Genomic DNA, 18,466 nt, shown 5'->3' on the forward strand with positions numbered 1-18,466 from the left:
CCCATGCGCCGCCGAATTCCCAGCACTGCCGCGCTGTCCGCCTTCGAAGCCGCGGCTCGGCACGAGAGCTTCACCCGTGCCGCCGAGGAACTTCACATGACGCAAAGCGCGGTGTGCCGCCACATCGCCGCCCTGGAGTCCAGCCTGGGGGTGGAACTGTTCCGCCGCACGCGCCGCGGCGTGAAGCTCACCGCCGCCGGCCAGGCTTATGCGCGCCGGGTGGCCGAGCGCTTGGCGGCGCTGGAACGCGACACGCTGGAGCTGATGTCCACCCGCGGCCAGGGCGGCGTGATCGATCTGGCGGTGGTGCCCACGTTTGCCACCCATTGGCTGCTGCCGCGGCTGCCGCTTTTCCAGCGTGAGCATCCGCACATCCAAATCCACTTGCACACCCGGGTGCGGCCGTTTCTGTTCGAAGGCTCGGGCATGGACCTGGCGCTGTATGCCGGCGATGGCCATTGGCCGGGCTGCGACACACGCCTGCTGATGCCCGAGCGCTTGATCGCCGTGTGTGCGCCATCTCTGATCGCGCCGCGCCGGCGGCTGACGCCTGCGCAACTGGCAACCCTGCCGCTGCTGCAGCAAACCACCCGGCCCGAGGCCTGGCGGCGCTGGTTCGCGGCCGCCGGGGTGGACACCGAACGCAGCTTGCAAGGGCCACGCTACGAACTGTTCTCGATGTCGGTGCAGGCGGCCTTGCTGGGCCTGGGCGTGGCCCTGGTGCCGGACTTCGCCGCTCAGGCCGAACTGGCCGCCGGCCGGCTCATCGAACCGGCCACCAGCCCTTGCGAGAGCGACCGGGCCTACTATTTGGTGCTGCCACAAGCCCAGCCGGCGTCCGAGGCGGTGCGGGTGTTCGCAGACTGGGTGCTGCGGCAATGAAGCCCGCTCGGGGGCTGCGCTCACTGGCGCAGCGCCAACACGCTGCGCTCGCAGCGCCGGCCCTCGCACCATCGGTCCAACGCCAGCGAGAACAAGGAACCCGGCCCGGCCGCGGCCTCGAACAGCGTCATGCACGAGCAGAACTTGAGATCATCGGGCGAACCGAAGATCTGATGCAGCGTGCGGCCCTGCACCGACATCACGGCCTGGACGCACTCACGCAGCCTGGCGCCCAGCACCGGATGGGCCAGGTAAGCGCGCGCCTCGTCCAGATCGGCCAGGCCGAAATACCTGGCCGTGGCGCTGCGGCCCAGCACGCGCAACTGCGGGAAGACGAACCACATCCAGTGCGTGCGTTTGGCGCCGGCACGCAGTTCGGCCAGCGCGGTGTGAAACACCGGGTCCTGGGCGTCGATGAAGCGCTGAAGCTCGCGGGGGTCTTCGTCGGCCATGAATGCATTCTCGCCGGGCTCATGCGGCCCAGCCACGTGCTGCTCACCTTCCCAATGGCCAGCCTGCAGCGGGCACAGAACGTGCGCCCGAGTTCGGGCAAGCAGCGCACGAGTGGACCAGCCTAGACCGCGCTGGGCCGGCGGCTGGACAAACTCGGCAACACGGCGGCGGCGCTGATGCCACGCTCGACCCTCCAAAAAAACCGTACACGCCGCGTCGGCATGCTCACTGCAAATCATCCGACAGATCAGACAGCAAAGAATGTTGCACCATGTTCACACCCTTTTGGGGGTGCTCACTCGTTGAAGGAGTGAAAAGTTTCTCGGATTGGTTGCGCTCGACATGGCTGCTGACGACTTCCGTCTGTACGAGGCCGTATAAAATTGTGACCTCTGGCATATGTATTTTTCACCTGTTGCAAACCGCTCGGGTTTGCATGCCGTTGCCTTAGTTCAACAACTCATCGCGAGGAGGATTCATGCGTTTTCGTAGCGCAGTGAGCGTGGCTGTTTTGGCCGTTGCGTTGGCCGGCTGCTCTTCGGCTCCCATCTTGAACATCGAAGCAGCTCCGGTGTCCACCGCCTCTGGCAAAAAACCCAGTGCTCAGGAGGTTCGAGCCGCCATCATTCGTGCGGGTTCGTCGCTGGGCTGGCAAATGCGAGACGAAGGACCAAACTTGTTGGTCGGCACGCTTCATCTGCGTTCGCACACAGCGGTCGTGGAGATCCCCTACAACAGTCAAACCTATAGCATCAAATATCGTTCTAGCGTGAATCTGGATGCTCAAGGTGGTCAGATTCACAAGAACTACAACGGCTGGATCCAAAACCTCAACCGCAACATTAATGCCCAGTTGAGCGCGTCATGAGCGGCATGATCGCAAGTGACGCTGCGGTGTCGGCCAGAGACCTGGCCGTCCTAGTGGCGGAGGCCCTGAACCTGGAAGACATCGATCCCCAGCAAATGGACCTCCGCGCCCCACTGTTCGGTGACGGGCTCGGGCTGGACTCGCTGGACATGTTGGAGATTTCGCTGGTGATCCAACAGCGCTATGGCGTCAAACTCAAGGCCGGCGACCCGGCCAACGAAGCCATATTCGCTTCACTGGAAAGTCTCGCTCATCACATCAATTCAGTCAGATCTGGCCTGGCCTGAGTCGTGAAGGAACCCGCGTCATGCTCGCCTTCGACATCGAGGGCGCGGTGCGCTGGCTGCCAGTGGTCGCCGTCTTGGCGCTGGCGGGATTGTTTGCCCGTACGTTGTGGCCCGGGCAAACCCCCCTGATCGAGCGCATCGCTCGAGTCGGTTTGCCCGCAATGCCCCATGCTCTTCGACGTTACACACGCCGTCTGACAGTCGTCTGGAGCGTCTGGTTTTTGGCCGCTGCCATCGCGTTGGTGTTTTTGCAGCCTGGCTTGGGTACAGGTAGCGTTGTCGTGTGGGCAGGTACAGTGGCGTTGTTCATCGGCGAACATCTGTTGCGGCCTTTGTGGTTCCCAGACATTCGTTTTCCTGGTCTCATCCAGCAGCTGCGCGATACTTGGCGAGTCTGGCGGCGGCTTACCTGAGCCACCCATGCTTGCCCTGAAGTCTTTGCCTGTGTTTAACGATGCTGCCTGGCACGATCGCCCCGCTGTCATCGGCCGCCACGAGATTTGGACCTGGGGCGAACTTTTCGCTGCCGCCCAGGCTCTCGCCACCGAACTTTCTGCAGGTAGCACGGTATGTAATCTGTGCAATCATCGCGTGGCATTTTTGGTAGGCTGGCTTGCCGCGGTGCAGCGTGGATGCTCACAACGACTACCTCCCTCGAGCGGCCCCGCTGATGTGGCAGCACTGCTGAAAGAATGTGATTCTCCCGTCGTCTTGACGGACAAGCTGGGGCCGCTCGAACCCGCTTGGACCGAACTGGCCCGCTGTGTGGTCGTGCGCCCAGAAAAGCGGTCTTCGGGCTCAACCTTCTGGACGCCCGATGCCGAAAAGCTCCACGTGTACTTGTACACGTCGGGCAGTACCGGTCGGCCTCAGGCACATGCCAAGACTTTGGCCCAACTGATGCAAGGCGCCTGGGTACTCACTCAGCGCCTGGAAACGGAGCTACCAGGTGGTCTGGCCTCGCTGAAAGGGTTGATCTGTAGTGTGCCGCCCCAGCACATGTTCGGGCTGGAAGCCTCCGTGATGCTGGCCCTGGTGCATGGATTGCCCTGCTTGGATGAGCGACCTCTGCTGCCGGAGGATGTGCGGTGCGCTTTCGCAAGCGACGCGGTTGGTGACGGGCACTGGATTTGGATCACCACGCCGCTGCACCTGCGCGCGCTGTCGCGTGCTGACATATCGATACCACATTGTGGTTTGGCCTTGGCGTCGACCATGCCACTGGCCCCCGGCATCGCCGCGCACGCCGAGACTCTGCTCGGAGCCCCAGTGCTTGAAATCTACGGGTCGACTGAGACTGGCGCGTTGGCGTTACGTCGCAGCGCCCGCGAGACTCTATGGCGTGCTTTGCCCGGGGTGACACTGTCACCAATGCCGCAAGGCACGCAGGTGCGTGGGTTGCACTTCACTTCACCTCAAACCCTGGCCGACAGCATCGAACTCCACGGTGAGGACAGATTTCACCTGCTCGGCCGCCACGCCGACATGATCAAAGTCGCTGGGCGGCGCGCCTCGCTGGCCGGACTCAACTTGCTATTGCAGGATTTGCCTGGACTGGACGACGGCGTCTTTTACTTGCCCAATTCCGGTGAACTGGACGAGCGACTGGTACTCATCTATGCGGGTGCGCCTCTAGACCACGCCAACACGATGGCCTGGCTGCGAGATCGCCTAGATCCGGCATTCTTGCCACGTGCTTTCATCCACGTCGATGCGCTGCCCCGCAGCGGCCCGGGCAAGCTGGGACGCGCCGCGCTAGATGCACTCTATGTCCAATGGCTGGCTCGACGGAAAATGTCCTAATGATGGAAGCGCGCTTGAGTGTCCCGGCCAGCCATCCTGCGCTGCCCGGTCATTTCCCAGGCCACCCCGTGGTTCCTGGAGTACTGCTACTCGACGAAGTACGCGTTCAAGTCGAGGCCTACAGTGGTCGGCGCGTAGCACGCATCGTACAAGTCAAGTTCATCCAGTCCTTGGGGCCTGCTGAGCCGGCATGGCTGCAGGTCCAAATACAGCTCAACCGAGTGAGCTTTCGTGTGACGACCACTCGTGCTGGCGATGCGATCACGCTAGCGCAAGGCACACTGATACTGGAATGAAAACCTGGACTGAACGCAAAGAGCGCGGAAGCGAATTGCTAATTCACCTCATCGTGTGGTTGGCGCGTAAAGCTGGGCGTCCATTGTGCCGTGCACTTTTGTACCCCATCGTGCTGTATTTCATGATCACCGACGCTCCAGCTCGAAACGCCTCGGCAGAGTTCCTGTCGACCGTGCTGGGGCGCCCATCGCGCTGGTTTGAAGTCTTCGCCCATCTATACAGTTTTGCCACCACGCTACTCGACCGCGTCTACATGGCGGCCGGACAGTTCGATCGATTCGAGGTGACCATCGAGGGGTTGTCCTTGTTCGATGAGGCACTCGCGCAAGGCCGCGGCTGCGTGTTGTTGGGCTCGCATCTAGGCAGCTTCGACTTGATGATGCTGGCTCACCGGGTCATGGACAAGCGACCGGTGAGTGCCATGATGCGTATCGACCCGCATGCTCGTCTACGCCGCATCGCCGGCATCGATGACAACGCCTTCGACATCATTCCGCTCGGACAACCCGACTGTTTCCTACGCGCCATGGAGGCGCTGAACCAAGGCAGAGCGGTGGTCATACTGGCCGATCGCGTCGATGGCTCTGCGCGACGTCGTGCCACTTTCCTCGGCAGAACGGTCTGGCTGCCGATCGCACCTCATGTACTGGCAGCCCGAGCCCAAGCCCCTGTGCTGATGTGCTTCGGCCTGTACGAAGGTGACAATCGCTACCGCATCGAATTTGCCGATTTCGGACCGGCCGCACAACGAACGGCACGCGACGAAGCATTGCAAACCGTGATTGATCGTTACGCCCAGCGCCTCGAGCACTACGCGCGACGCTATCCCCTGAACTGGTTCAATTTCTACCCTTACTGGGCGACACCGTCCGACGCTTCATGAGGTTCGTGCGCACCGCTTGCTTGCTGATGGCGCTAAGCTCGATGGCGGGTTCTTCCCTTGCGTGGTCAGTAACAGAGTTGCAACATTTGCTGCTGGCTCAGCCCAAGCGCGCCATCCCCTTCGAAGAGGTGCGTGAATCGCCCTGGCTGGTCACGCCTCGCATCTCACGGGGCACGCTGCACACCAGCGCTCGAGGTCTGGAGAAACGCACGATCGAGCCTCGCTCTGAAACCTGGAGGTTGCTCGATGACCGCTTGGAATGGTCCAGCTCAGACGGCCAACCCGTGCGTCGGGTGCTTTATGCGGACGCGCCGGCCATAGCCGCTTTGGCGATAGCACTGCGACGCACCGTGATGGGCGAGCTGAAAGCCTTGCAAGGAGATTTTCACATTGAGGTGGAGGGCAACGCGTCGTTGTGGAACGCACGACTGAGGCCACGTCATCCCGACGTGGCTCGCAGCCTTGACTTGATCGAACTGCAGGGTTCTCAGAGCAGGCTGCAGGTCATCATCGTTCATGAACGCTCGGGCGAACGATCTACCATTCGCCTCCAATACTAGGATCGCGACTCTGCCATGTTCGACCGGGATCCTCTCACGTCTTCGCAGGCTGTGAGCATCGCTCGGTGGATCTGTTTTGCTCCGCTGGCTTTTCAGGCCACAGCCTCGATGCACGACCGCCGCGTGCTGGCCGCATTGGCCAAGGCTCCAGGTAGTGAAGGCTGTAATCGTCGCGGCCACGGGTCTGTCGTCCTATGCCGTACGCGTGCTGCTCGAAGCAGGACTGGGGCTGCAATTCGTGTGGCGCCGTGAGGGTGGTTACCCCTTGGGCAAGCTGGGTCGTTTCTTGCTCGAAGACGAAATGACACGTGAGACCTTCGACTTCACTCGCGACATCTGCTACCAAGCTGCGGCTTGTCTGAACCTTTCGGTCATCGAGGGGCATCCCTTTGGCCAGCAGACGCTGGGACAGTGGGCCAATCTCTACGAAGGTTCATCAGACTTTCCAGAACCCGCCCAGCGCAGTTGGCATGCGTTAGACCGCTATTCTTCAGATCGTGCTTTCCCTGTCGTTTGCAAGCGATTGGCTCATCAGCTGCCTGCTTGCAGGCTCGACATCGGCTGCAACACCGGCCAGTGGGCGGAAAGTGGATATCACACGCCCATAGAATGCCAAGCCGCCTGAACTGACCACGGATTCCTGGAGACCCCCCTCGTGCTTGCACTGACTGCTTCCACGATCGTTCATCCTGCTGGACATGGTCTGGACGAGCTATGGGCTACGGTAATCCAAGGCCGCAGCGGCCTGCGGTACAAGCCGCTCGAATGGTGTTCACTCGATGCGTGGATCGGGGCCGTACCTGGTGTAGAAGATGTTCGCCTTCCCGAGACCTGGGCTGACTGGGACTGCCGTAACCACCGCTTGGTATGGCTGTCGCTGCAAAACTCGGGCTTCGTTCAGGCCGTGCGCAAAGCTGTGGCCCGCTACGGAGGACCACGTGTGGGCTTGGTGCTGGGCACCAGCACTTCAGGCATCCGGAGTACAGAAGTCGCCTACGCGCAGCGCCGGGCTTGCGACCACTGGCCTGAAGACTTCAAATTTCGGCACACTCATACCGTCGATGCTCTGACGCGATTCACTGCCATGGTCCTTGGTCTCAACGGACCTATGACCACACTTTGCACCGCCTGTTCGTCGAGTGCGAAAGCCTTTCTCACGGCTCAGCGATGGATCCAGGTTGGCCTCATTGATGCTGCCGTCGTCGGCGGTGCCGACAGTTTGTGCTTATCAACGTTGCTTGGCTTCGATTCGCTACAGCTTCTATCACCACGACCCTGTCGTCCTTTCGACGCTGCACGAGATGGGATCTCGATTGGCGAGGCCGCCGGTTTTGCGCTGCTAGAACCCGATCAAACTCGGGGCAAAGACACGGTGTACTTCGTGGCCGGTGGCGAATCGAGTGATGCCCATCACATGTCCACACCGCATCCCAACGGGTTAGGGGCCGCCCTGGCCATGCGGGCTGCTTTGGACGCCGCCGGTCTGTCCCCCGCGGACATCGGCTATGTCAACGCACACGGAACGGCCACGCCAGCCAACGATCGCGCGGAAGCAGCCGCTCTGGCGTCTGTGTTCGGAGATCAAGGAGTGTCGGTGTCGTCCACCAAAGGCATCACTGGACACACCTTGGGGGCTTGCGGGATCGTCGAAGCGCTGATTACCGCCGAAGCACTGCGACATCAAATCTTGCCTGCAACCACCAACCTCGAACACCCCGATGCCGATTTGCCGCTCGATCTGATCGTCACTCCACGCGAAGCGAAACTGCAATATGCAATGAGCAATAATTTTGGATTTGGCGGCAGCAACTGCTCGCTAATCTTTTGCCGCAGCAACTGACGTGAGCCGCCTGAGATTCTTCCTCCATGCCGCCGGGGTTTTGGCTCCTGGCGCGATGTCGCTCGATGCGTTGCTCGAAGCCGCTCGCAACGGAACGCCGTTGACGTGGGACAACGAGGCGTTCTGCCTGCCCATGCCTTCAGCTTTGCCTGCCAATGAACGTCGCCGTGCCAGTCGCTGCGTGCGGCTGGTTTTGGCCTGCGTGGAACAAGCCTTGTCCGGCACCGGCTTCGATGCCAGCACACTGCGCTGTGTCTTCGCCACCGACGAGGGCACCGGAGAAGTCTGTCAGCAAATGCTCGAATCTTTGACCACGGTGGGGCAAGTGTCGCCGCTTGTCTTTCCGAATTCGGTGCTGAATGCCTCTGCAGGCTACTTTTCCATCGCCCATCGCAACCACCAGCCGGCCACCGTGGTGAGCTTGGGAGAGGACAGTTTTGCCAGCGGACTGCTGTGCGCCCTGACAGAAGCCCAAGCCTTCGGCCAGCCAGTGCTGCTAGTAGGTTACGACGCTGCAATCACGCCTCCCTTGGACGAACTGTTGCCCCTCAAAGAATCTCTCTGTACCTCCTGGGTGCTCAGCGTGGCCAACAAACCTGAGCACGGGCCTGTGATTGGCCATGGTGAAGTGGTTCTCACGTCGGCCGAGGGTGTGCCAGCTCCTCAGTGGCGCCCTGCTTGGCTACCCCAAGCCTGGGCCCATCACAGTGCCGCGCGGGGGTTGGCCGCACTGGGGCTGTTGGCCGCACCTGCAGGTGCTACCCTCACCCTGCCGCTGGGGGGGCTGCACCTTTTGCTTACCCTTGCTTCAGCCTCATGAAGCTCGATCGCACCGACATCGAACGCCGCGTGCCTCATGGAGGCACGATGTGTCTATTGGAAGAAGTATTGCATTGGGACAGGACGCGCATCGTGTGCCAAGCAAGCGCTCCAAGCGCCGATCATCCTCTGGCACGCGATGGCCGAGTGGCCAGTGTGATCGCTCCGGAGTACGCTGCACAAGCCACGGCCGTGCACGGCGCATTGCTCGAAGGACATGCGCAGCCTCGCGCTGGCGTCCTTGCCAAACTGGCCCAAGTCGATCTGCTGCGCCCCGATATCCCCGGCGATGCGGGCGCCCTGCGGGTGCAAGCCGAAATGCTCAGCCGCGATGTGTCTGGATGCCTCTATGGCTTCGAGGTGAGCGCTAACCATCAAACCATCTGTCGCGGCAAACTGATCGTCGCCTTCGATCGTGGGGGACGGTCGTGAGCCGTCGTGCCTTGGTCACTGGTGGCAGCGGCGGCATCGGCGCCGCCATTTGTCGCGCCCTGGCCGCACAGGGGCTGCAGGTCTTGGTTCATACCCATCGTGGTCAGGACCGCGCCCAAACTCTGGTCGAAGAAATCAGGGCCTCGGGTGGCCACGCCCACGTCGTGACTTTCGACCTCGACGACGCCCAAGCGGTGGCACGCGCCATCGAAGCAATCCTGGCCACGGGGCCGGTACAGGTTCTCGTGAACAACGCTGGCGTGCATCGCGATGCACCCATGGCTGGCATGGATGCACATACCTGGCACTCGGTGATCGATACCAATCTGCACGGCTTTTATCGAGTGACTCAACCTTTGCTGTTGCCGATGATGCGCACACGCTGGGGCCGCATCGTCAACATCAGCTCGGTCGCAGCGCAGGCAGGTAACCGCGGCCAAACCAACTATGCTGCGGCCAAGGCCGCGCTGCTCGGCGCGACCAAGTCGCTGGCATTGGAACTCGCTTCGCGCGGTATCACGGTCAATGCCGTTGCACCTGGCATCATTGACACGGCCATGACCGAATCGGCGTTTCCACCCGATCGCATTCGAGCTCTCGTGCCTGCCGGACGCGCAGGTCGGCCTGAGGAGGTGGCTGCCCTGGTCGCCTTCCTGGCGTCTGATGCCGCAAGCTACATCACCGGTCAGATCATCGGTGTCAATGGCGGGATGTATTGATGCAATCCATGGATTGGACGGACGTCTGGATTGCCATCCCGGCATACAACGAAGAACGAACCATCCGCGCTTTGGCCGAAGGAGCGCTGCGGCAATGTCCACGTGTGATCGTGGTCGATGACGGCTCGTCGGACGGCACAGCCGCTGCCATGAAGGGTCTGCCCGTGTGCCTGTTGCGTCATGAGATCAACCGTGGGAAGGCGGCCAGTCTGCGCACTGCTTTTGCCTATGCACTGGATCGCGGAGCACGCTGCTTGATCGCCTTCGACGGCGACGGACAACATGACCCCGAAGATGCCCCGGTGCTGTTGGCCGCCTGGGAGCAAGCCCCTGAGCGCATCGTCATTGGGTCGCGGCTGCACGACCGCTCGCAGTTCCCGTCCGCCCGTTACCACGCCAACCGCTTTGCGAGCTTCTGGATCTCCTGGGCCGCCGGTCATCCGATCGCGGACTCGCAATCGGGCTATCGTGTCTATCCGCGTGAGGTCATGCGCATTGCTTTGAGCCCCCGAGTTCACAGCTCTCGCTTTACCTTCGAGAGCGAAATCTTGATTGAGGCCGCTCAGCAAGGCCACCAGACCTTGTCCGTGGCCATCGCCGGGCGATATCCCCCCAACGCTCGGCCAAGCCATTTTCGGCCTGTAGTCGATATCGCCAAGATCGTCATCATGGTTGGCAGTCGGCTGTTGCGGCGCGGCATGGCTCCGCTGTCTTTGTGGCGCAGCCTAGGACCAGCACCCGTGCTGCCCGGCCGCATGCCTTCGAGGTCTTGGCGACGATGAACAGCTCTGCTGTCCTGATCGCCGAGCAGCTGGTCTATCGCTACCCGGGGCAACCGGATGATACGCTGCGCGGAGTCAATCTGCGTCTGCATCGTGGCATAGCCGTGGGGCTGCTGGGGCCCAACGGCTCTGGCAAGTCCACGCTTATCAACTTGCTCATCGGTTTGCGCACCCCCAAAAGCGGACACCTCATCTATCCAGATGACAAACAGCCTTGCATCGCTTGGGTCCCGCAAGAGTACGCCTTCTATCCCGAATTGAGCTGCCTGGAAAATCTTCAGCTCTTTGCCAGCCTGCTTGACATCGACGCTCATGATCGACAGCGGCGTATTGCTTCTGCCATGGCCAATTGCCAGCTGCAGGAGTTTGCCAAACGTCGCGCACGCCATTGCTCGGGAGGGGTACGGCGGCGTCTGAACCTTGCCATTGCTTTGCTACAACAGCCAGATGTGCTGCTCCTGGACGAGCCCACGGTCGGCGTTGATCCCCAATCGCGCGCGTTTCTGCTTGAGCGTGTTCGGGAGCTGGTGCAAGGCGGCACAGCTGTGCTTTACGCCTCCCACTACATGGAAGAGATCAGCGCAGTGTGCTCGAACATCGTGTTACTCGATCGTGGCCAAGTGATCGCTCACGGTGAGCTCTCCACTCTACTGCAGGGGCCCGCAGGCGGTCCTTCTTTTGCTGATCTCGATGCCCTGTTCATGCACTACACCCACCGGTCCTTGCGTGACTGAAGCCCGCCCCTCATGACCAGAGCCGCTCATCGTCTCCATCAGATCGTGAACCTGGCCCTCAAGGAGTGGCGGCTGCTGGCACGCAATCCGCATGGCTTGGCGGTGCTTTTCTTCATGCCTGCGATGTTCATCTTGGTGATGTCTTTCACGCTGAAAAACACCCTGGTGACGCATGTCGACCTCCCTGTCACCGGCTGGGTCGTCGAAGACACCCATCCTGCTGCGCAGGCCTGGTGCCAGCAATGGCTCAACCACCATGGAGGGCAGCGTTACGCAAGCCGCGAAGCCTTGCAAACAGCCTTGCGCGAGCGCACCATTGACGCTGCCGTAGTGGTACGGTCACCATGGCTGGACAAGAACGGACGACCTCAGGCCAACCAAGTCGAGCTTTGGTTAGGAAACAGAGTACAACCCGCGGCAGCAGCTAGGCTACGCACCGAGCTGAGCTTTTCCATGCTGCAAGTGCGTTTGCGCATCGCCGCCGCTGAGGCGGGACCCTTGGCCAGCATGCTGCTCGACAGTACCTCCGCACCCGAACTGATGGGGCAGGATCATGGTCCGCGAATCCGCTATCTTTATGAAATCGAGTCGGGCCGTGCCATGACTGCCGTCCAGCAAAGCGTTCCTGCTTGGCTGGTGTTTGGAATGTTCTTTGTCGTGATTCCTATGGCCGGCGTGCTCATCCAGGAACGTAATGAAGGCACGCTCTTGCGGTTGGCCAGCTTTGGTGTAACACCGGGGACCGTGCTGGGCAGTAAGCTGGCGGCCTTCATGTTGCTGAACTGGATACAGCTGTCGTTCATGATCTTGGTGGGACGCTGGCTGGTACCGCTGTTGGGCGGCCCGGCCCTGCAATTGGACATCGAGCTCGGGTGGTTTGCACTCATGGTGCTGTCCACCAGTGCGGCTGCTGTGGGACTGGCCTTGCTAGTGGCGGCCTACAGCCGCAGCTTTGATCAGGCCGCTGCACTCGGTGGCGGCCTCAACGTGCTGCTCGGCGCCATTGCCGGCGTAATGGTGCCGCGCATGTTGATGCCCCCAATTCTGCAAACGGTCTCGGAATGGTCTCCCATGGGCTGGGCACTCGACGGCATGCAGGTCGTCTTCGTCGGCAATCCTCAGGCTGAGGATCTCTTGCTGCGTGCTGGATTGCTATGGGTCTTTGCGCTGTCGTGTCTGGCAGCTGCCTGGAATACCATTCGGCACTGGGGATCGATTGTCCCTCGATCCAGCAATTCGCCCTCGCCGGTCGCTTGCCAAGGAAGCAAGGACTCAACTTAGCCGGAGCTTGGCATGCTCCCCTGATAAGGGGTCTCGCAATCGACCTAAGCATGAGGTGGCCTGGCAATCAAGCCGCCTGGACTGCCTGCAGCGGCACGGCCGCAGCATGCAGCCAAAGCATCGTGATCTCACGATGCGTGACTCACCCCAGATCCTCCCCGCCGGCACCCACCACCCGTGTGTTGCCCAAGCCCAGCAGCTCGCGGGCTTCGCGCAGCAGCGGCATCACCTCGTGCAGCTTGCGCTGGCGACGTGAGCGCAGCAAATAGCGCTCGATGTCGAACACCAAGTCCCCCAACTCACCCAGGGTCTCGCAGCGCTCCAGGCGCGCCGGCACACGCGAGGTGAAAGGCGGCGGCTCGCGTTGGATCACGGTGCGCAGCAAGGCCCGCACCTGCTCGTGCAAGGCCATCTCCGACGGCGTGGGCCCCCCTCGGGCGCCTTTTCGATCTCGGTGAGCACCGGCAGCTCGAGCGGCGCATCCAGCCGGACCGGGGGGGGAAGCGGCGCAGCCCCCCGGCGCGATGACCGCAGCGCCCCGACCGGCCCACGACCACGCGCTGGCGCCAAAGCCTTTGGCGCCGGTGGGAGCGACGGTGGAAGCGACGGTGGAGCCTCGGACATGAAACCGGCCGTCTCGGCCAGGGCACGGGCCAAAGGGCCTTGGGGACATGGCGGCGCTGCCGGTGCAGCTGCAGACCCGCCCTGTGTCTGTGGCGCTGGCGCAGATGCGGGTGCCGGTGCGGGCACACTCACCGCTTGCGGCATGCCCTCGGGCTCGGGCGCCTCCGGCGCTGGTGCCGCCGCCGGCGGGCTGGACAGCTCCACCAGACCCAGCCGCAGCAAGTCGTCGAAATGCTGCGGGCTGGCCCCGGCCTTCTGTGCCATGCTCAGCACCTCGGCCAAAGACCGCGTCCCATCGACCAGCCACAACACCGTGCGGTGGCGTTGGCTGAGCCGATGCACACGATGACGCAACTCCTCGTGGCCGAGGGCGGTCTTGAGGGGTATGGCCGGTGAGCTCATCGCCGAAACGAAGCGCGGGCTCACATTGTGGCGCAGCCAGCCGCATCGTGCCGAGCAACGACACGACTTGCGCCCCCAGCCTCGGTGGAAAGTCACGGTCGTGGTCGCAAGGGGCCTTCGGGGTTACAGTCGGCCCTGAGCCGATGCCTTGCATTCGTCGCGCCTCACCTGTCCCATCCGATCCCAAGACCTGCCATGACCTACCCGCACACCCAACTCTTCATCGCCGGCCAGTGGTGCGATGCGGCCGACGGCCGCACGCTGCCGGTCTACAACCCGGCCACGGGCCAGGAAATCGGCCGCGTGGCCCATGCCTCGGTGGCCGATCTGGACCGCGCCCTGCAGGCCGCCCAGGCCGGCTTCGAGGTCTGGCGCGACATGGCGCCGGCCGAGCGGGCGAAGATCATGCGCCGCGCCGCCGCGCTGATCCGCGAGCGCGCCAACGAGATCGCCCCGTTGATCACCCAAGAGCAAGGCAAGCCTCTGGCCGAAGCCAAGGCCGAGACCTTGGCCGCGGCCGATCTCACCGAATGGTTCGCCGACGAGGGCTTGCGGGTCTATGGCCGCCTCGTGCCCTCGCGCGGCAAGCCGGAGCTGCGCCAAATGGTGCTCAAGGACCCGGTGGGCCCGGTGGCGGCCTTCACGCCGTGGAATTTCCCGATCAACCAGGTCGTGCGCAAAGTCGGCCCGGCGTTGGCTGCCGGCTGCTCGATGCTGGTGAAAGCCGCCGAGGAAACTCCCGCCGGCCCGGCCGCCTACATCCGCGCCTTCGCCGACGCCGGCCTGCCGCCAGGGGTCTTGGGCCTGGTCTATGGCCAGCCGGCCGAGATTTCGAGCCATTTGATCCCGCACCCGATCATCCGCAAGATCACTTTCACCGGCTCGACGCCGGTGGGCAAGCAACTGGCCGCCCTGGCCGGTCAGCACATGAAGCGCGTGACCATGGAGTTGGGCGGACATGCGCCGGTGATCGTCTGCGAAGACGCCGACCTGGAACTGGCCGTGCGCGTCAGTGCGGCAGCCAAGTTCCGCAATGCTGGCCAAGTGTGCATCTCGCCCACGCGCTTTTTGGTGCATGAGCGCCTGCGCGACGACTTTGCGCAGGCGCTGGCGCAACATGCGCAAAGTCTCAAGGTGGGCGACGGCCTGGCCGAAGGCACGCAGATGGGCCCGCTGGCCAACCCGCGACGCCTGGCCGCCATGGCCGAGCTCACGCAAGACGCCGTGCGCAAGGGAGCCACCGTGCTGGCCGGGGGCGAGCGCATCGGCCACAGCGGCAATTTCTGGCAGCCCACCATCCTGGCCGATGTGCCTGTCGATGCGCGCGTCTTCAACGACGAGCCCTTCGGGCCGGTGGCGGCGATCCGCTCGTTCAAGACGCTGGACGAAGCCATTGCCGAGGCCAACCGCCTGCCCTATGGTCTGGCCGCCTATGCCTTCACGCGCTCGCTGAAGAACGCGGACTTGCTCGCGCGCCGCATCGAGGTCGGCATGCTGTGGATCAACATGCCGGCCATGCCCTCGGCGGAAATGCCCTTCGGCGGGGTCAAGGACTCGGGCTATGGCTCCGAGGGCGGCCCCGAGGCGTTGGAAGCCTACCTCAACGTGCGTTCCGTGGCCGTGATGAACGTCTGAGAAACCTGCTCGGCACCGGACGGAGGCCGGGCGTCTTGCGTGCTGCAGCCGTCCGGCGCACGCAGGCCTTCGGGCAACTGGGCTTGCACCTGAGACCAAAAGAGGGCGGCGCGCGCCTCGCCCGCTTGGCGGGCGACGCACGCCCGGGCCAGCTGCATCCAGGACCACAGCGAGGGCTCGTCATGCACCGCGCGCACCGCATCGCGCAGGCTGGGCTCGTGATCGGGCGCCATCAGTATGGCCAACTCCAGCGCATAGATCTTGGCCAGGTGCAAGGAGCGCGGTCGTGGCCGAGGAGCGCCGGGTTTTTTCGGCACGGGCGGAGGTGCGACCACCCATTCGGCCAGCCCCAGGGCGACCAAGTCGCGCACCTGGTCCTCTTTGAGCCCCAGGCTCTCGATGATCGGCGCCAAGGCCGCCAGGCTTCGGCGGCCGTCGAGCATGACCAACAACTGCCGTTGCGCCCAAGTCCCGGGAAACGATGTGCCCTGCAAGACGGCGCGTCCCCGAGCCGTCTTGCGCAGGATGCCATGTGTCGGCCCACCCGACATGCTTTGCCTCCAGCCATGTGATGCGTGTGGTGATGCCTGCGCCCCCACGCCATCGCGGCGCAGTGTGCCCAGGGCTTACGACAAGGACGTGACAGGCCCGCAGCGCCGCGCCGACACCGGCACGGCGACGGGATCGGGCCATGCTCGTCGAACCAGGTCGGCCACGCACTGCGCCGTGGCGGCCGACAGCGTCCAGCCCAGGTGGCCATGGCCGGTGTTGTAGAACACGCGCGGATGCCGGCCGCGGCCCACGCGGGGCATCATGTCGGGCATCATCGGTCGCAGTCCGGCCCAGGGCACCACGCTGCGAGTGGACACCCCCGGAAAACAGCGCTGCACCCAGTCCACCAACGGTCGGATGCGATCGGCGCGGATGTCGCGGTTCTCACCGTCGAACTCGGCCGTGCCAGCCACGCGCAAGCGGTCCGCGCCCAATCGGCTGGTCACGATCTTGGTCTCGTCGTCGAGCAGGCTGACCGTGGGCGCAGCGGCCTGGCTGGCCTCGTCGAGCAGGTTGACGGTGATCGAATAGCCCTTCACCGGATAGACATTGACCCGGTCGCCCAGCTGCGCGGCCAAGGCCCGGCTGGCCACGCCGGCACACACCACCACGCCATCGAAGCGCAGCGTCTGCTCGCCCTCGGGACCGGCCAGCCTCATGTGCACGCCATCGTCGCGGGCGTGCAGCCGCCGCACCTCCCATCCGTACAGGCCGCGCACGCCGCGGCGCTGCGCGGCTTCGGCCAGGCCGTGGGTGAACTTGTGGATGTCGCCGGTGGTGTCGCTGTCGGTATACCAACCGCCAAAGTATCGGCCGGCCAGGGTCGGGACGATGGCCCGGATTTCCTCGGGCGTGACTGCGCGGCGCTGCAGACCGCCGGCGGCCAGCAAGGCCGAAACCCGCCGCGCATGCTCGAAGCCCGCCCGATCACGATAGATGTGCAGAATGCCCTCGCGTCGGTGATCGAATTCGATGCCCTCTTCATCGGCCCAGGCATACAGAGGCTCCCGTGCGGCAATCGCCAGGCGCACCGTCTCGATCGTGTGACGACGGTAATGCGCCATGCTGGCCAGGAATTGCACAAACCAGCTCAGCTGGTGCCAGCTCGGCCGCGGATGCACCAGCAAGGGCGCGTCGGCCTTCAGCATCCATTTCAGGCCTTTCCACACCGTGGAGGCATGGTTCCACACTTCGGCATTGGAGGCAGACAACTGCCCGCCGTTGGCATAAGAGGTTTCCATCGCGGCATAGCGATGCCGCTCGACCAAGGTCACGGACAAGCCGCGGCGGGCCAGGGCATAGGCGGTGGTGACGCCGGTGATGCCGGCGCCGATGATGGCAATCGAAGGCATGAGAGCTCCTCTCAGGCAAAGCCACGCGTCGAGGCGGGAAGCCCAGGCCACGTGCCGCAGCCTGGACGCCCCCTCTGTTGCGGACCTGAGAGATTCACGGAGGCGCGCGAGGCTCCCGCTTGCTCCTTCGGTGCTGGCCGGCGACGCGAACGGCCGGCAGCTCTTCAGAGTCGGTGGGCGATGCCGGTCCTGGGGCCTGAGAGTTTCCGGGGCGGTTGCTCCTTCGGCGCCGCCTGGGCATGTGCACAGGCAGGCTCTCCCGACATCACCATGGCTGCCTTCGGGCGGCCACCCTTGGATTGTGCCCGAAACCTTGGGTTGGGCTGCGGGCATCGGAGCGTCCGGACATTCACCGGGCTTCGATTCTCGGACAATCCGCCGCGCGCCCGACGAAGACTTCCCGAGGAATGCCATGCGTTTGCCACGCTCCAGACTGTTCGAGCGGCTGCAGGACGCCCAGCTCGCCCAGGCGGCCGCCAGCCTGAGTTTCACCACCTTGCTGTCGCTGGTGCCACTGCTGGCCGTGGGATTTGCGCTGTTCACGCTGGTGCCTGCCTTGCGTCCGTTTCGGCGTACGCTCGAAGGGCTGTGGTTGCCGCATCTGCTGCCAGCGGACCTTGCGCAGCCCGTGCTGAGATACCTCGGCCGCTTTGCCGACAATGCCCATGGGCTGAGCTGGAGCGGCGCGGCCTTGCTGCTGGTGGCCGCGCTGGCCATGATGTTCACGGTGGAGACCGCGCTGAACCGGATCTGGCAGGTGCGCCAAGGCCGCCCCTGGCGCTGTACCTGCCCCTGCTGGCCGCCGGCCCGCTGGTGCTGGGGTGGAGTCTGTGGGCCACCTCGCGGGCCTTGGCCCTGTCTCAAGGCCTGCTGAGCCCGTGGCCGCCGGCGGTCGAGGTGTTGTGGACCTTGGGTCCGGCTGCGCTCAGCCTGGCGATGCTGTTCTTGCTGTTCTACCTGGTGCCCCATGCCCCGGTGCGCTGGCACGAGGCGCTGCTGGGCGGCTTGCTCGGCGCCGCCGGGCTCGAAGCCGGCAAACAGGCTTTCGCGACCTACGTGCTGGCGCTTCCCACGTACCGCACCTTGTACGGCAGCTTTGCCGTGTTCCCGGTGTTCCTGCTGTGGATCTATTACTCCTGGGCCGTCACCTTGGCCGCCGCGGTGGTGACCGCGCATCTGGGGTCCCTGCGCGCGGCACGCGGCCGGGGCAGCGGCCGCGCCGCAAGGCCTGAGCGATCTCGGGCTTAGGGCCTTGCCGCCG

The 18,466-nt window shown here is 63.7% G+C and carries 21 protein-coding genes, 1 pseudogene and 2 riboswitches; of the genes and pseudogenes, 18 read left to right on the forward strand and 4 right to left on the reverse strand.

The features are described 5' to 3' along the window. Nucleotides 1–3: 3 nt before the first annotated feature. On the forward strand, nucleotides 4–882 hold the full coding sequence (locus CTA01S_RS00075) for a LysR substrate-binding domain-containing protein (RefSeq protein ID WP_019562171.1): 879 nt from the start codon (nucleotides 4–6) through the stop codon (nucleotides 880–882). Between the two features lie 20 nt (nucleotides 883–902). On the opposite strand, the gene CTA01S_RS00080 is transcribed toward CTA01S_RS00075, so the two are convergent. After that, entirely contained in the window at nucleotides 903–1,334 is a 432-nt protein-coding gene (locus CTA01S_RS00080) for a DUF1810 domain-containing protein (RefSeq protein ID WP_062190835.1), read from the reverse strand. 479 nt (nucleotides 1,335–1,813) lie between these two features. Between CTA01S_RS00080 and CTA01S_RS00085 the strand changes: the two genes are divergently transcribed. The 15 genes from CTA01S_RS00085 to CTA01S_RS00150 all read left to right on the forward strand — a co-directional run bounded on the left by CTA01S_RS00085 (nucleotide 1,814) and on the right by CTA01S_RS00150 (nucleotide 12,640). Continuing rightward, nucleotides 1,814–2,203, forward strand: a complete 390-nt coding sequence (locus CTA01S_RS00085) for a hypothetical protein (RefSeq protein WP_062190838.1) — start codon at nucleotides 1,814–1,816, stop codon at nucleotides 2,201–2,203. Next, nucleotides 2,200–2,490, forward strand: coding sequence for a phosphopantetheine-binding protein (locus tag CTA01S_RS00090; RefSeq protein WP_084362231.1), 291 nt, complete (start codon nucleotides 2,200–2,202; stop codon nucleotides 2,488–2,490). Before CTA01S_RS00085 ends, CTA01S_RS00090 begins: the two co-directional genes overlap by 4 nt. Before the next feature lie 20 nt (nucleotides 2,491–2,510). After that, nucleotides 2,511–2,903 carry a COG4648 family protein gene (locus tag CTA01S_RS00095; protein WP_062190841.1) on the forward strand — a complete coding sequence of 131 codons (393 nt, stop codon included), beginning with the start codon at nucleotides 2,511–2,513 and terminating at the stop codon, nucleotides 2,901–2,903. Nucleotides 2,904–2,910: 7 nt separating this feature from the next. Beyond that, entirely contained in the window at nucleotides 2,911–4,293 is a 1,383-nt protein-coding gene (locus tag CTA01S_RS00100; RefSeq protein WP_084362232.1) for an AMP-binding protein, read from the forward strand. Nucleotides 4,294–4,295: 2 nt separating this feature from the next. Beyond that, nucleotides 4,296–4,589, forward strand: coding sequence for an ApeI family dehydratase (locus tag CTA01S_RS16985; RefSeq protein WP_084362252.1), 294 nt, complete (start codon nucleotides 4,296–4,298; stop codon nucleotides 4,587–4,589). After that, nucleotides 4,586–5,473: a lysophospholipid acyltransferase family protein gene (locus tag CTA01S_RS00105; protein ID WP_198150730.1), complete on the forward strand. Its 888-nt coding sequence runs from the start codon at nucleotides 4,586–4,588 to the stop codon at nucleotides 5,471–5,473. The genes CTA01S_RS16985 and CTA01S_RS00105 overlap by 4 nt, the downstream gene beginning before the upstream one ends. Continuing rightward, complete coding sequence (locus tag CTA01S_RS00110; RefSeq protein ID WP_157451258.1) at nucleotides 5,470–6,033, forward strand: LolA-related protein; 564 nt, start codon at nucleotides 5,470–5,472, stop codon at nucleotides 6,031–6,033. Before CTA01S_RS00105 ends, CTA01S_RS00110 begins: the two co-directional genes overlap by 4 nt. A 154-nt stretch (nucleotides 6,034–6,187) precedes the next feature. Then, the gene (locus CTA01S_RS00115) at nucleotides 6,188–6,658 is read left to right on the forward strand and encodes a hypothetical protein (RefSeq protein ID WP_062190853.1); all 471 of its coding nucleotides are present in this window, start codon (nucleotides 6,188–6,190) and stop codon (nucleotides 6,656–6,658) included. A 30-nt stretch (nucleotides 6,659–6,688) separates the two neighbouring features. After that, complete coding sequence (locus CTA01S_RS00120; RefSeq protein WP_232300957.1) at nucleotides 6,689–7,873, forward strand: beta-ketoacyl-[acyl-carrier-protein] synthase family protein; 1,185 nt, start codon at nucleotides 6,689–6,691, stop codon at nucleotides 7,871–7,873. 1 nt (nucleotide 7,874) lies between these two features. Next, complete coding sequence (locus tag CTA01S_RS00125; RefSeq protein WP_156824615.1) at nucleotides 7,875–8,693, forward strand: beta-ketoacyl synthase chain length factor; 819 nt, start codon at nucleotides 7,875–7,877, stop codon at nucleotides 8,691–8,693. Then, complete coding sequence (locus CTA01S_RS00130; RefSeq protein WP_019561227.1) at nucleotides 8,690–9,124, forward strand: hotdog family protein; 435 nt, start codon at nucleotides 8,690–8,692, stop codon at nucleotides 9,122–9,124. The genes CTA01S_RS00125 and CTA01S_RS00130 overlap by 4 nt, the downstream gene beginning before the upstream one ends. Then, entirely contained in the window at nucleotides 9,121–9,843 is a 723-nt protein-coding gene (gene fabG, locus CTA01S_RS00135; protein WP_019561228.1) for a 3-oxoacyl-ACP reductase FabG, read from the forward strand. Before CTA01S_RS00130 ends, fabG begins: the two co-directional genes overlap by 4 nt. Before the next feature lie 8 nt (nucleotides 9,844–9,851). Beyond that, on the forward strand, nucleotides 9,852–10,625 hold the full coding sequence (locus CTA01S_RS00140) for a glycosyltransferase family 2 protein (RefSeq protein WP_051090238.1): 774 nt from the start codon (nucleotides 9,852–9,854) through the stop codon (nucleotides 10,623–10,625). After that, nucleotides 10,622–11,359 (forward strand): ABC transporter ATP-binding protein, encoded by a 738-nt coding sequence (locus tag CTA01S_RS00145; protein WP_019561230.1) that lies wholly within the window; start codon nucleotides 10,622–10,624, stop codon nucleotides 11,357–11,359. The genes CTA01S_RS00140 and CTA01S_RS00145 overlap by 4 nt, the downstream gene beginning before the upstream one ends. Nucleotides 11,360–11,404: 45 nt before the next feature. Then, nucleotides 11,405–12,640, forward strand: a complete 1,236-nt coding sequence (locus CTA01S_RS00150; protein WP_169452429.1) for an ABC transporter permease — start codon at nucleotides 11,405–11,407, stop codon at nucleotides 12,638–12,640. Between the two features lie 142 nt (nucleotides 12,641–12,782). Here CTA01S_RS00150 and CTA01S_RS00155 read toward each other — a convergent pair whose 3' ends face one another. Continuing rightward, nucleotides 12,783–13,052, reverse strand: a complete 270-nt coding sequence (locus CTA01S_RS00155) for a hypothetical protein (protein ID WP_062190860.1) — start codon at nucleotides 13,050–13,052, stop codon at nucleotides 12,783–12,785. 809 nt (nucleotides 13,053–13,861) lie between these two features. On the opposite strand from CTA01S_RS00155, the gene CTA01S_RS00165 reads away from it, so the two are divergent. Continuing rightward, nucleotides 13,862–15,301 carry an NAD-dependent succinate-semialdehyde dehydrogenase gene (locus CTA01S_RS00165; RefSeq protein WP_062190866.1) on the forward strand — a complete coding sequence of 480 codons (1,440 nt, stop codon included), beginning with the start codon at nucleotides 13,862–13,864 and terminating at the stop codon, nucleotides 15,299–15,301. On the opposite strand, the gene CTA01S_RS00170 is transcribed toward CTA01S_RS00165, so the two are convergent. Beyond that, nucleotides 15,262–15,852: a hypothetical protein gene (locus tag CTA01S_RS00170; RefSeq protein WP_062190869.1), complete on the reverse strand. Its 591-nt coding sequence runs from the start codon at nucleotides 15,850–15,852 to the stop codon at nucleotides 15,262–15,264. The two genes, CTA01S_RS00165 and CTA01S_RS00170, sit on opposite strands and share 40 nt — an antisense overlap. A gap of 75 nt (nucleotides 15,853–15,927) precedes the next feature. Continuing rightward, on the reverse strand, nucleotides 15,928–17,205 hold the full coding sequence (locus CTA01S_RS00175; RefSeq protein WP_062190872.1) for a D-amino acid dehydrogenase: 1,278 nt from the start codon (nucleotides 17,203–17,205) through the stop codon (nucleotides 15,928–15,930). A gap of 64 nt (nucleotides 17,206–17,269) precedes the next feature. Further along, nucleotides 17,270–17,379: riboswitch (glycine riboswitch) on the reverse strand. Beyond that, a riboswitch (glycine riboswitch) is annotated at nucleotides 17,380–17,477 on the reverse strand. Between the two features lie 140 nt (nucleotides 17,478–17,617). Here CTA01S_RS00175 and CTA01S_RS16560 point away from each other — a divergent pair. Then, a pseudogene (locus CTA01S_RS16560) lies at nucleotides 17,618–18,453 on the forward strand (YihY family inner membrane protein). Nucleotides 18,454–18,466 lie beyond the last annotated feature (13 nt).

The organism is Caldimonas taiwanensis NBRC 104434 (assembly GCF_001592165.1).
In the GTDB taxonomy this organism is placed as follows: Bacteria; Pseudomonadota; Gammaproteobacteria; order Burkholderiales; family Burkholderiaceae_C; genus Caldimonas; species Caldimonas manganoxidans.